We start from the raw sequence: 12,537 nt of genomic DNA on the forward strand, positions 1-12,537 counted from the left end.
CACTGCGGTCTTAGGCGATTACCAGTAGGCTACTAGCTCATACCCACTTTCGGTTAGCTGCCCAGCAGACTGGGCCGTTTGTTGATATGAAAGATAATATTGTTCCGTTGCTGGGACTGACTGGTACTTTGTAGTGAGCTTTTTGCCATTAAGCATCACAGTGGGGGGATCACTTGCCGTCGACAAGGTGCGAGCTTTAAACGTTAACCCGCTATCGGGAGAGGTTAGCTTGGCTGCCAATACTTGAGCCGCCGGGTTTGTTGTGGAAATGGCTTGTTGCCCCGGATGCAGCAAGCTGACGGAGGATTGGCTGTCTTTGCTGGCTGTTGCTTGCCAGGTCACTGTCTGGCTCAGTGTTTGTGCCTCGACCTGGTTGGCAATCAGCAGGGTGGGGAGTGCAAGCAGCAGGAAGTTCTTTTTCATGATGTGTATCTCCTGTGTGGTGGCCCCGAATGGAGTCAATTTCTCTATCGGCGAGCATTAGAAAAAGCTTAGACCGACCTGGAGTGGCACAATGCGCAGCCTTGTTGTTTTACATGCGGGAGAGGTGCGGGTGTTGCTCGAAAATCAAATGATGTTGTTGGCGGTGTTCGAACGGGCGGCGCTGATGCTGATGACCCTCTTCTTCCTGACCCGCACCCGGCCGTTCCAGCGGCTGTTCCAGAAGCGGGATCACACCCCGGCCGAGCTGGTTCTGGTGGCCTCCATCTTCTGTCTGTTTGCGGTGTTCAGCACCTACACCGGCATTCCGGTAGAGGGGGCGCTGATCAACGTGCGGATCATCGCCATCATCTCGGGCGGCATTCTGTTCGGCCCCTGGGTCGGCATTCCGGCCGGGGTCATCTCCGGTCTGCACCGCTATCTCATCGACATGGATGGCCACACCTCGATCCCGTGCCTCATCGCCAGCATCATCGCCGGTCTGCTCGCCACCTGGCTGCACCTGCGCTGCCGCAAGTCGCGGCTCTGGCTCTACGGCATTCTGGCGGGGATGCTCTGCGAAGGGCTCACCATGCTGCTGATCTGGCTGCTGACCGAGCCCCACGAAGTCGGGGTGGAGATCGTCAACCATATCGCCTATCCGATGATCGCCGGGGCGCTCTGCATCGGCCTTATCATCAAGCTGGTGCAGGATCTGGATGACGAGAAGGAGCTGATTGCCGCCAAGCAGGCCAAGCTGGCGCTCGATATCGCCAACAAGACGCTGCCCTTCTTCCAGAACATCGATCGCCACTCTCTCAGTCAGGTGTGTGATGTGATCCGGCGCGACATCAGCGCCGATGCGGTGGCCATCACAGATACCCATGACGTGCTGGCTTATGTCGGGGTGGGCAAGGACTATTACGAGCTGGATGAGCACCACGCCATCAGCGGCATGACCCAGCAGGCGGTGCTGCTCGACCAGATCATCATCAACAACGATCTGCGCCAGTATCACCTCTCCGATTTCCACTCGGTCATCATTATTCCGCTGCGAGAAAACGGCTCGGTGAGCGGCACCCTCAAGATCTACTACCGCCGCACCCACAGCATCACCAGCTCCCTGCGGGAGATGGCGGTGGGCCTCTCCCAGCTCATCTCCACCCAGATGGAGGTGTCGCGCATCGAGCAACTCAAGGAGATGACCCGCAAGGCGGAGTTCACCGCCCTGCAGAGCAAGATCAACCCGCACTTCCTGTTCAATGCCCTCAATGCTATCTCGTCGCTGATCCGCATCCGGCCCCAGCAGGCGCGCCAGCTCATCGCCAATCTGGCGGACTACCTGCGCTACAACCTCAACAAGGGGGATGAGCTCATCGACATTCAGGAGGAGCTGCAGCAGGTGCGTGACTACGTGGCAATCGAGCAGGCCCGCTTCGGCGACAAGCTGGAGGTGGTGTTCGAGGTGGACGACGTGCACATTCAGGTGCCGAGCCTGCTGTTGCAGCCGCTGGTGGAAAACGCCATCCTGCACGGCATCCAGCCCCGCAGCGCGCCGGGCCGGGTCACCATCGAGGTGAAACAGCTGGCGGGCGGCATCCGGGTATCGGTGCGCGATACCGGTTACGGCATCAGTCAGGCGGTGATCGACGGGGTCGCCGCCGGTCGGGTGGAGAGTCGCAGCATTGGCCTGATGAACGTGCATCAGAGGGTCAAGCTGCTCTATGGTGACGGCCTGCACCTCAAGCGGCTGGAACCGGGTACCGAGGTGAGTTTCTATCTGCCGGATCAGGAGTCGATGCCATGCTGAGTGCCATCATGGTTGAGGATAAGTGTGTGCCGCGAGAGGTGTTGTCATGCTGAAAGCGATCATTGTGGAAGACGAATGTTTGATTCGTGAGGAGCTTGCTTCTCCTGTGCTTCTTCAGGGGGCAATGTCATGTTGAAAGCGATCATAGTGGAAGACGAGTATCTGGCTCGCGAGGAGTTGATCTATCTGGTGAATCAGCACAGCACCATAGAGATAGTGGCGAGCTTCGAGGATGGGCTGGAGGCGTTCAAATACCTGCAGGATCACGAGGTGGATGTGGTGTTTCTGGATATCCAGATCCCCTCCATCGACGGCCTGCTGTTGGCCAAGAACCTGCACAAGTCGAGCCATCCGCCCCACATCGTCTTCGTCACCGCCTACAAGGAGTTTGCGGTGGAGGCGTTCGAGCTGGAGGCGTTCGACTACATCCTCAAACCCTACAACGAGCCGCGAATCATCAATCTGCTGCAAAAGCTCGAGCATGCGGGCAAGTCGCAGCCAGTCACCACGGGGGAGGCGAGCGGCGAGGGGAACAGCCCGCACAATCGCACCGTCAATCTGGTGAAGGGGGAGCGCATCATCGTCACCCCCTGCGAGCAGATCTACTACGCGGAAGCCGACGAGAAGCTCACCTATGTCTATACCCGCGATGATCGCTACGTGATGACCATGACCATCAGCGAGTTTGTCAGCCGCCTGCCTGCCGAGGGGTTCTTCCGCTGCCACCGCTCCTACTGCGTCAACATCAACAAGATCCGCGAAATAGTCCCCTGGTTCAACAGCACCTATCTCATCCGGCTCCATGATCTGCCGTTCGAGGTGCCGGTCAGTCGCAGCAACATCAAGGCGTTCCGTCAGCTGATGCGGCTCTGATTGTCATTCATTCCCGCCGATCTGCATTTCATGCCTTAATCGATCGGCGCGAACAGCGTCTTGTCTATAGTGGCCTCAATTTCCTTAAGGCCATCGACCGAGACGCATCATGACCAAAGAGATGAATCGCACCCGGTACCTGACACTGATCGGTACCATCATCACCCAGTTCGCACTGGGTTCTGTCTATACCTGGAGCCTGTTCAACGCCCAGCTCTCCGACAAGCTGGACGAGCCGGTGAGTCAGGTCGCTTTCGCTTTCGGCCTGCTCAGCCTCTCGCTGGCGGTCGCCTCCTCCATGGCGGGCAAGCTGCAGGAGCGATTCGGGGTGCGTAACGTGACCTTGGGCGCCGGCGTGCTGCTCGGCATCGGCTTCTTCCTCACCGCCCATGCCAGCAATCTGGCGATGCTCTACCTCTGCGCGGGCATTCTGGTCGGTTTTGCCGACGGCACCGGCTACCTGATGACCCTCTCCAACTGCGTGAAATGGTTCCCAGAGCGCAAGGGGCTGATCTCCGCCTGTTCCATCGGTGCCTATGGTCTCGGCAGTCTCGGTTTCAAATATATCAACCTGCTGCTGCTCTCCAGCTCCGGCCTTGAGACCACCTTCCAGCTGTGGGGCTTGATTGCGATGTCCATGGTGCTGGTGGGTGGCATGCTGATGAAGGATGCGCCCAAGCAGGCCGCTTCCGTGCAGCAGAGCGAGAGCCGTGACTTCACTCTGGCCGAGGCGATGCGCAAGCCGCAGTACTGGATGCTGGCGCTGATGTTCCTCACCGCCTGCATGAGTGGCCTCTACGTCATCGGCGTGGCCAAGGATATCGGCGAGAAGATGGTGGGTCTGCCTGCTGTAGTCGCCGCCAATGCCGTCGCCATCATCGCCATGGCCAACCTGGGTGGCCGTCTGGTGCTGGGTATCCTCTCCGACAAGATGTCCCGCATTCGGGTCATCACCATCGCCCAGCTGATTACCCTGGCGGGTATGGCGCTGCTGCTGTTCGTGCCGCTCAACGCCAACCTGTTCTTTGTGGCGGTCGCCTGTGTGGCATTCAGCTTCGGTGGCACCATCACCGTCTACCCCTCGCTGGTGAGCGACTTCTTCGGTCTCAACAACCTGACCAAGAACTATGGCGTCATCTATCTGGGCTTTGGTCTGGGCAGCATTATCGGCTCCATTGTGGCCTCCCTGTTTGGCGGCTTTATGGCGACTTTCCACCTGATCCTGGTGTTGCTGGTGGTGGCGCTGGTGCTCTCCCTCACCATTCGCCTGCCGGTAGCGGTGGAGCGGGCCTGATAAGCCTTCCTGCCACAGCAAGCAAAAACAGAGACCCGGGCCATGCCCGGGTCTTTGCATTTCCGATGCTCGATCAGCGTGGCGCTAGCCCCAGCAGCTGGCGGGCTTTGCGGCAGCGCTCCTCCACCGTTGGCCACTCGTCACCGGTTACCGTGATATGGCCCATCTTGCGGCCGGGGCGGGGTTCGCCCTTGCCGTAGAGGTGCAGATGCAGGCCGGGCTGCGCCAGCAGGGCGGCCCAGTCGGGCGTGCCGTTCTGCCAGAGATCCCCCAGCAGGTTGATTAACAGGGCGGGCCGCGCGGCGATCTGCTCCGGTAGCGGCAGATCGCACAGGGCGCGCACCTGCAACTCGAACTGGCTGCATGCGTCGTTGTCGAGGCTGGGGTGGCCCGAGTTGTGGGGACGGGGCGCCAGCTCGTTGACCAGCAATCGACCTTCCACCAGAAAGAACTCCACCGTTAGCACCCCGACGTAATCGAGGGCTGCGATGATGTGCTCGGCGATCCCTTTGGCCTCGCGCTCCAGCGCCGGCATATTGGCCGGGGAGCGGGTCTGATCGAGAATGCCGCCGCTGTGCCAGTTCTGCGCCAGCTGCAGGGCGCTGATGGCGCCGCTCGGGCTGCGGGCCAGGGTCAGGGCAAATTCCCCCTCCAGCGCCAGCCGTTTTTCCAGCACGCAGGGCACGCCACTGGCTGTCAGCGCCGTCGCCAGCTCATCCAGATTACTGACCTGCCACTGCCCCTTGCCGTCGTATCCTTCGCGGGCCGTCTTGAGAATGGCGGGTAAGAGTTCACTGGCCTGTGCGGGGATAGGCTCTTCCGGCAGTAGCGCCAGATAGGGGGCGACCGTGATGTCAGCACCGCGCAGAAAGGCTTTCTCCTCGCGGCGATCCTGACAGACCCGCACCGCGCTGGCGGCCGGGCGCACCGGCTTTTGTTTTTCGAGCAGGGCGAGGGTGGCGGCGGGCACATTTTCGAATTCGCAGCTGATGGCCTCGCAGCGGCTAGCCAGCTCGTACAGGGCGGTCTGGTCGTCATAGGGGGCGACAATATGGTGATCTGCGGCGGCACCGGCGATGCTGGCCGGATCGGGATCCAGCACCACCACCTTGTAGCCGAGGCGGTGGGCGGCCATCACGAAGTAGCGGCCGAGCTGGCCGCCCCCCAGCATGCCGAGGGTGGCGGGTGGCAGGATCATGTCGGCTCCTCCAGTTGCAGTGCCAGCACCCGGTCGCGCTCGCGGGTGCGGAAGTCGTCGAGCTGCTGCCGGTAGCGGGGGGCGTCGCCGTCTTGTGCAACGGAGAGCAGAGAGATCGCAAACAGGGCTGCGTTGGCAGCCCCCGCCTCGCCGATGGCGAAGGTGGCGACCGGTACCCCCTTGGGCATCTGCACGATGGAGAGCAGGGAGTCCATCCCCTTGAGATGTCGGGAGGGGATGGGCACCCCCAGCACCGGCAATGTGGTCTTGGCGGCGACCATACCCGGCAGGTGGGCGGCGCCACCGGCTCCGGCGATGATGGCACACAGGCCGCGCGCGCGGGCAGTGGCGGCATACTCGAACAGCAGATCCGGGGTGCGATGGGCCGAGACCACCTGTGCCTCGTAGGGCACGCCGTGCTCCTTGAGGATGCGGGCGGCAGCCTGCAGCACGGGCCAGTCGGAGTCGGAGCCCATTACCAGGCCGATCAGGGGAGGGGTGTTCATTTTTTCTGAATCCTCGCTGTTAAACGTTTGCTTTTGGTAAACAAAAAGAGCCGGCAAGCCGGCTCAGAATTTCTCGGGTCGCACGATTTCGACCGGTTGCAGAAAGGCGATCATGGCGTAATCGGGGTAGTAGCGACTCTGCAGGTGGGCCAGCAGCCGCTCCGCCTGCTCCCGACTGCAGATCGCCTCCAGCCGGATGTTGCCGCTCTCGCTCCAGCTGGCGTTGCGCTCGCCATGATCCCCCCGGCCGCGGGCATCTGTGATGGTGTAGCCGCGCAGCCCCTCGCGGGTGAGGGTGCGCAGCAGGGTCGGCTCCAGATTGGCTTCCGTAATGACGGTCAGCAGGGTGCGGGTCTCGGTCTGCATGTGGCTACTCCGTGAAGTGGCGGGCCCAGCTGTGGTAAAGCGGGATCCCCAGCATGATGTTGAACGGGAAGGTGACCCCCAGCACTGCGCTGAGGGATAGCCCCGGGTTGGCCTGAGGCACGGCGATGCGCATGGTGGCCGGCACGGCAATATAGGAGGCGCTCGCCGCCAGGGTGGCCAGCAGGGTCAGGCCGCCGAGAGAGAGGCCCATCAGCTGGCCAGCTGCCAGCCCCAGTCCCGCTGAAGCGAGCGGCATCAACAGGGCGAAGCCGAGCAGGAACAGGCCGTGGCGGCGCAGATCCTGACACTGACGGGCGACGATGAGGCCCATCTCCAGCAGGAACAGCGCCAGCGCTCCCTTGAACAGGTCGACAAACAGCGGTTTGAGCGGGGCAATCCCGTCCGGCCCGGCCAGATAGCCGATGGCCATGCCGCCCAGCAGCAGGGTTACCCCTTTGCCGAGGAAGGTCTCGTGGGCCAGCATGCGCCAGCGGGTCTCGCGACTGATGCCGCGGGCCAGCACTATGCCCACCAGAATGGCGGGGATCTCCATCACCGCGAGGAAGATGGAGAGCTGGGATTCAAAGCTGATGCCCCGCTCGGTGAGCCAGTTCACCCCGACCGCAAAGGTGGCGACGCTGACCGAACCATAGTGGGCGGCGGTAGCGGCGGCATCCACCCGGTTCATCTTGAGGCGCAGCACGGCAAAGCCGAGCAGGGTCTGCACCACGCCGAGCAGGATCACCAGCGCAAGTTGCGGCAGCAGGGGTTGCAGGGATTGCTGGGCCAGACCGACGCCGCCCTTGAGGCCGATGGCCAGTAGCAGAAAGAGAGAGAGGGTGTCGTAGAGGGCGGGCGGCAGCTTGAGCTCGGAGCGCACCAAACCGGCCAGCAGACCAAACAGAAAGAAGAGTACAACAACGTCCAGCATGATGGTTCGCAGGGCAGTTCAGATAATGTTTGCATGCTAGAGCCCGCAATGTTTCGATAAAATCAGATTCTCGCTGATGGTTGTTCGGTAAAAACTGATAGGGAACGGCATGCTCAACTACAAACAGCTCTACTACTTCTGGCATGTGGCGCGCTGCGGCAGCGTGACGCAGGCCGCCGAACAGCTGCATCTCACGCCGCAGACCATCAGCGGTCAGGTGGCCGAGCTGGAGCAGTCCCTCGGGGTGGCGCTGTTCAACCGGGTGGGGCGGCGTCTGGTGCTGACCGCTGCGGGTCGGCAGGCGCAGGAGCAGGCGGGGGCGATTTTCTCGCTCGGCGCCGAGCTGGAGCACACCCTGCGCCACGCCAGTCAGGAGCTGACAATGCAGGTGGGGATCGCCGATTCGGTACCCCGCACCCTGGCGTTCGAGCTGCTGGCTCCGGCTATGGCGCTGGCAACGCCGCTGCGGCTGGTGTGTCACGAGGAGCGGGCCGAGCAGCTGTTCAGCGAGCTGGCCCGTCACAAGCTGGATATGGTGCTGATCGATCGCCCGCTTCCTCCCGACAGTGGTGTACGTGGCTACAACCACGAGCTGGGGCGCAGCCCGCTGGCGCTGTTTGCCAGCCCCGAGTTGGCGGCGCGGGCGCGGGACGGTTTTCCCGCCTCGCTGGAGGGGTTGCCGCTGCTGATCCCCGGAGAGAAGTCTGCCACTCACGATCGGCTGCTGGAGTGGTATCGCCAGCAGGGTATTCATCCCCATCTGGTGGGACAGTTTGATGATTCCACCCTGATGAAGTCGTTCGGCAAGGCGGGGATGGGGATCTTCCCGGCACCGCTGGCAATGGCTGACGAGATTGGCCGTCTCTACGGAGTGGAGCGGATTGCGACCCTCACCGACGTCACACTCTCTTACTATCTGGTCTCGGCAGGGCGCCATCTCTCCCATCCCGGGGTACAAGCGGTAATGGAGGGGGCCCAGCTGCGGCTGACGGTGCTGGCTGGCAAGAAATAGAAATCTGGATGGCTATACATCCAGCTTGGCTCTGCCTATAATCCTCCCGCTTTGGCGCATCATGCTTAATAGGGAATCCGGTGAAAATCCGGAGCTGGCGCGCAGCGGTAAGGGGGAACGAAGCGACATCAGGGCACTGCCGTCAGGCGGGAAGCCGTCGCCGTAGGCCATCAGCCCCCGAGCCCGAAGACCTGCCAGAGTTCGTATTTCGGGCCGAGAGAAACCGGCCACGAAGTAGATACTTACGCGAACTTAAGGATCTCTCATGTCGAAGAAATTTCTGGCGGCTGCCCTGTTGCCGACGGCGGCGTTTGCCCAGCAGCTGACCATTCCCGTCAATCCCACCATGGTGGTGACCGCTACCCGCGTCGCCCAACCTGCCTCCAGCGTGCTTGCCCCGGTCAATGTGGTGACCCGGGACGAGATCGATCGCCTGCAAGCCCAGACCGTGACCGATGTGGTCAAGACCCTGCCCGGTGTGGAAGTGGTCAGCAATGGTGGTCGAGGCCAGCTCAGCTCGCTGCGGGTGCGTGGTGGCACTTCTTCCCAGACGCTGGTGCTGGTGGATGGGGTGCGCAGTGCCTCTTTGACCGCCGGGATGACCGAACTGAACAATCTGCCACTCAATCAGGTCGAGCGGATCGAGTATATCCGCGGCCCGCGCGCCACCATCTACGGCTCCGACGCTATCGGTGGGGTGATCAACATCATTACCCGTCCCGACAAGGGGACAAATCAGCACAAGTTCAATATCGGTGCTGGTTCCCATCAACAGCGTCAGGCCGCTTTCAGTAGTGCCAGCCAGGTAGGTGAGGCGGGTCAGCTCAAGGTGGCTGGCGGTTTTGATGATGAAGAGGGTTACAACGTACACCCCTTGCCCGGCATCAACGATGGTGACCGTCACGGGCATCAGGGCTACAACGCCATGCTGGACTACCAGCAGGCGCTCGGCAGCAATTGGGATCTGTTCGGTACGACCCGCTGGTTCCGCAATGTGGCCCAGTATGCGGGGTCTGATACAAACTATGCGCCGCATCGAGCCGAAACGTGGACTGAAAACCAGAGCTATCAGCTGGGGTCGCGCTATCACGATGATCGCTATCTGAGCGAACTGCGCGGCGCCTTCTCCAGACAGGATGCCTACGACTATCTCGACAATAGCGGCCGTGATCAGGCCAATAACCGAACCTACACCCGCCAGTACAGCCTGAACTGGGTCAACAGCTTGAAATTGAACGAGAGCTGGACGCTGGGAGGCGGGGCCGATTGGCAGAGTGATCGACTGGATGATCGCTCCCGCTCCTCCGGCGCCACATATCCGGCCGACGCCAAAGAGCGGGACAATACCGGCCTCTATGCCCTTGCCCAGTTCGACAACCAGACCTGGCAGGCCGAGCTGAGCGGCCGTAGCGATGACAACGAGCAGTTTGGCCGCCACAACACCTGGCAGACCGGCGCAGGCTGGCGTTTTGTCGAGGATTACCGCCTGAGTGCCCGCTACGGCACCGGTTTCCGCGCCCCCTCCTTTAACGACATCTACTATCCGGGGTCAGGCAATCCCAACCTGAAGCCGGAAGAGTCGAAGAGCAGCGAGCTGATGCTGGACGGTCAAACCGCTGGCGTGGAGTGGCGAGCCACCGGTTATCGCAACGACTTCGAACATATGATCCAGTGGGCTCCCAACAGTCAGGGGATGTGGACACCACAAAACGTTGGCAAGGCGCGCATTGAAGGGATCGAGCTGGAAGGGGAGTTCGACACTGGCTGGTTGAGTCATAGGGTCTCTGCCGAGTATAAGTCTCCCAAAGACAAGGTGACCGACAAGCAGTTGCAGCTGATCTCCCGTAAAGGGGCCAAGTGGGTGACTCAGGCGCAGTGGCAGCAGTTTGATGGTTCATTGAGCTGGATCTATCAGGGGGAGCGCTATGGCGATGTGGCCAACACCACCAAACTCGGTGGCTACAGCGTGTGGAATCTGGCGGTCGGCTACAAGGTCACCCCGGCGCTCAAGGTATCTGGCAAGATCAACAACCTGCTGGATAAGGAGTATCAGACTGCAGTGGGGTATCCGGCCGATGAGCGCGCTTACTACGTGACGATGGATTACTCACTCTAAGCCGGACCCGGCCAAGCGGAAAAATCTGGGGCCCTGCTATTGGCAGGGCCTTTTCTATTGGCGGCAGGCGGGAGTATGATCGCCGCCTTGCACCAAAGGGGAGCTCAAGTGGCCAATATTCTCGTGTTTGATTCCGGTATGGGTGGCCTGACCATCTACCGCGAGATCCGCCGCGTTCTGCCGGCACACAACTATTTCTACTGCTTCGATAATGCCAACTTCCCCTATGGTGAATTGAGCGAGCCCGCCCTGATTGCTGCCTGCACCCGCTTGGTGACCACCATGGTGGCCCGTCATCATATCGATCTGGTGGTGATTGCCTGTAATACGGCCAGCACCATAGCGCTGCCAGCCCTGCGTGAGGCACTGGATATTCCTGTGGTGGGGGTGGTGCCAGCCATCAAGCCTGCCGCTGCACAGACTCGCAATGGTTGTATCGGTCTGCTGGCTACGCCAGGCACTGTGAGCCGCGACTATACCCACGAACTGATCGCCCAGTTTGCTCCCGGCAAGCGGGTGCTGCTCAAGGGCACCACCGAGCTGGTCATAGAAGCCGAACACAAGCTGGCGGGCTTGCCGGTCAATATGGCGTTGCTGCGCGAGGTATTGGCCGACTGGCTGGATGGGGAAGAGCAGCCGGATACGCTGGTGCTCGGTTGTACTCACTTCCCGCTACTTAATGAAGAGATTGGGCAACTGATGCCGCAATGCCAGCTTATTGACTCGGGCAGTGCTGTTGCCAAACGGGTGGCCTGGTTGCTGAACAATGGCGGGCATGCCACCGTGCAGCCTGTACATATAGAAGAGGTAATTGCCAGGGCTTACTGTACCCGGCTGGATGGGGAGGCTCAAAAACTGACAGCCCCCTTGCAAGCATGGGGGCTGTCATCACTGGAAGAGGTGAAGTACTGACGAGCGGTTAGGCGTCAGTTTCGCTACCTTCTCTTTCCTCTTTATCACGTTTGTCATTCGCTTCACGCACCTTGAGGGTGCGCTGCTGATACTCTTTATCATTCAAAGCGGCAATCGCTTTGGCGGCATCGGCGGCGGGCATCTCCACGAAACCGAAACCTCTGCGCTTGCCGGTTGCCTTGTCTTTCATCAACCGCACGGAAATGACCTGGCCCTGTTCGGCAAACAATTCGCGCACTGCGATCTCATTGGCGCGATAGGGCAGGTTGCCTACATATAAGGTGCAAGTCTCCTGATTGGCGATCGACTCGGCAACATTAGCCGGGGTTCGCTTCAGGAACAGCGGTACCACGAAACCGCCGATGGCCAGACCTGCTGCAAAAATCACTTCCGCTTTCAAAGAGAACTGCAGGGCCTGGGCAACCAGGTAGCCAACCACTGCCAATACCAGGGCAAGGATTGCGGCCTGCATATATACGGGAAACTTGGATAAATTCATCTTAAAAGACCTTTTGTAAATGAAAGCAAAAAAGGTGCAACACTATATTCACCTCCATGGTAACCAGCTTTCCTGATTGGCGCTACCATGGACCACTCGGGAGAGGTTATCGGCTCCAGTATGGCATTCCCAAGGTCACTAAAGGCGACATAAATGACGCTAAAATGGGAGTGAAATAACCGGATTGTGGATAACATTGTATATATACACTGAATAAGCTGTTTCTAATTGAATAATTTGAAATTTTCGTGATTTTCTTCAAAAAAAGTCTTGTCATCGCAGCGCCGCTCCCTATAATGCGCCCCTACCAGCACGGCGGAACACGCCAAACTGATGAGCCAACTTCCTAGCGAAGTGGGCGCCGAAAGAAAAGCGAAAACAATTGCTTGACTTTCGAAGTGAGAAGCGTAATATGCGCCTCCTCAACGCGACAAGCGTGACGTTCTTTAACAATTTGAATCAAGCAATCTGTGTGGGCACTCACAGCATCGAACATCAAAAACAATTTTTGATTTTCAATGTTTGGTGAAGTGACCAAGACGATTTCTTAGCAATAAGAAGTCGAACAGTTTATTTCAGCAATTCATTGAGCCGCTTTTC

At 60.0% G+C, this 12,537-nt stretch carries 12 protein-coding genes and 1 riboswitch; of the genes, 6 read left to right on the forward strand and 6 right to left on the reverse strand.

The window, feature by feature from the left end; all coding sequences use genetic code 11:
* Positions 1 to 18 precede the first annotated feature (18 nt).
* Entirely contained in the window at positions 19 to 423 is a 405-nt protein-coding gene (locus G5195_RS12060) for a hypothetical protein (RefSeq protein ID WP_421236178.1), read from the reverse strand.
* 133 nt (positions 424 to 556) lie between these two features.
* Here G5195_RS12060 and G5195_RS12065 point away from each other — a divergent pair, with 133 nt between their 5' ends.
* The 3 genes from G5195_RS12065 (at position 557) to G5195_RS12075 (ending at position 4,397) form a co-directional block, all read left to right on the forward strand.
* Positions 557 to 2,230: a sensor histidine kinase gene (locus tag G5195_RS12065; RefSeq protein WP_160880862.1), complete on the forward strand. Its 1,674-nt coding sequence runs from the start codon at positions 557 to 559 to the stop codon at positions 2,228 to 2,230.
* Positions 2,231 to 2,359: 129 nt separating this feature from the next.
* Positions 2,360 to 3,103: a LytR/AlgR family response regulator transcription factor gene (locus G5195_RS12070; protein ID WP_421223503.1), complete on the forward strand. Its 744-nt coding sequence runs from the start codon at positions 2,360 to 2,362 to the stop codon at positions 3,101 to 3,103.
* 109 nt (positions 3,104 to 3,212) lie between these two features.
* Entirely contained in the window at positions 3,213 to 4,397 is a 1,185-nt protein-coding gene (locus tag G5195_RS12075) for an MFS transporter (protein WP_421223505.1), read from the forward strand.
* Between the two features lie 73 nt (positions 4,398 to 4,470).
* Here the strand turns inward: G5195_RS12075 and G5195_RS12080 are convergent, their stop codons facing one another.
* The 4 genes from G5195_RS12080 to G5195_RS12095 all read right to left on the reverse strand — a co-directional run bounded on the left by G5195_RS12080 (position 4,471) and on the right by G5195_RS12095 (position 7,398).
* Complete coding sequence (locus G5195_RS12080) at positions 4,471 to 5,595, reverse strand: 5-(carboxyamino)imidazole ribonucleotide synthase (protein WP_421223507.1); 1,125 nt, start codon at positions 5,593 to 5,595, stop codon at positions 4,471 to 4,473.
* Positions 5,592 to 6,101, reverse strand: a complete 510-nt coding sequence (purE, locus tag G5195_RS12085; RefSeq protein ID WP_421223508.1) for a 5-(carboxyamino)imidazole ribonucleotide mutase — start codon at positions 6,099 to 6,101, stop codon at positions 5,592 to 5,594. Before purE ends, G5195_RS12080 begins: the two co-directional genes overlap by 4 nt.
* Positions 6,102 to 6,164: 63 nt before the next feature.
* Positions 6,165 to 6,467, reverse strand: a complete 303-nt coding sequence (locus G5195_RS12090) for a P-II family nitrogen regulator (protein WP_005321666.1) — start codon at positions 6,465 to 6,467, stop codon at positions 6,165 to 6,167.
* Between the two features lie 4 nt (positions 6,468 to 6,471).
* On the reverse strand, positions 6,472 to 7,398 hold the full coding sequence (locus tag G5195_RS12095; protein WP_005342109.1) for a sodium-dependent bicarbonate transport family permease: 927 nt from the start codon (positions 7,396 to 7,398) through the stop codon (positions 6,472 to 6,474).
* A 109-nt stretch (positions 7,399 to 7,507) separates the two neighbouring features.
* On the opposite strand from G5195_RS12095, the gene G5195_RS12100 reads away from it, so the two are divergent.
* The 3 genes from G5195_RS12100 (at position 7,508) to murI (ending at position 11,438) form a co-directional block, all read left to right on the forward strand.
* Positions 7,508 to 8,410 (forward strand): LysR family transcriptional regulator, encoded by a 903-nt coding sequence (locus G5195_RS12100; RefSeq protein WP_421209856.1) that lies wholly within the window; start codon positions 7,508 to 7,510, stop codon positions 8,408 to 8,410.
* 35 nt (positions 8,411 to 8,445) lie between these two features.
* Positions 8,446 to 8,624: riboswitch (cobalamin riboswitch) on the forward strand.
* 51 nt (positions 8,625 to 8,675) lie between these two features.
* The gene (locus tag G5195_RS12105; protein WP_421236179.1) at positions 8,676 to 10,526 is read left to right on the forward strand and encodes a TonB-dependent receptor domain-containing protein; all 1,851 of its coding nucleotides are present in this window, start codon (positions 8,676 to 8,678) and stop codon (positions 10,524 to 10,526) included.
* Positions 10,527 to 10,634: 108 nt separating this feature from the next.
* Entirely contained in the window at positions 10,635 to 11,438 is an 804-nt protein-coding gene (murI, locus tag G5195_RS12110) for a glutamate racemase (RefSeq protein ID WP_216979762.1), read from the forward strand.
* A 7-nt stretch (positions 11,439 to 11,445) separates the two neighbouring features.
* On the opposite strand, the gene G5195_RS12115 is transcribed toward murI, so the two are convergent.
* Complete coding sequence (locus tag G5195_RS12115) at positions 11,446 to 11,937, reverse strand: RNA recognition motif domain-containing protein (RefSeq protein ID WP_005339200.1); 492 nt, start codon at positions 11,935 to 11,937, stop codon at positions 11,446 to 11,448.
* Positions 11,938 to 12,537: the final 600 nt, after the last annotated feature.

It is taken from the genome of Aeromonas sp. 601039 (genome assembly GCF_049174415.1).
GTDB classification, from domain to species: domain Bacteria; phylum Pseudomonadota; class Gammaproteobacteria; order Enterobacterales; family Aeromonadaceae; genus Aeromonas; species Aeromonas veronii_A.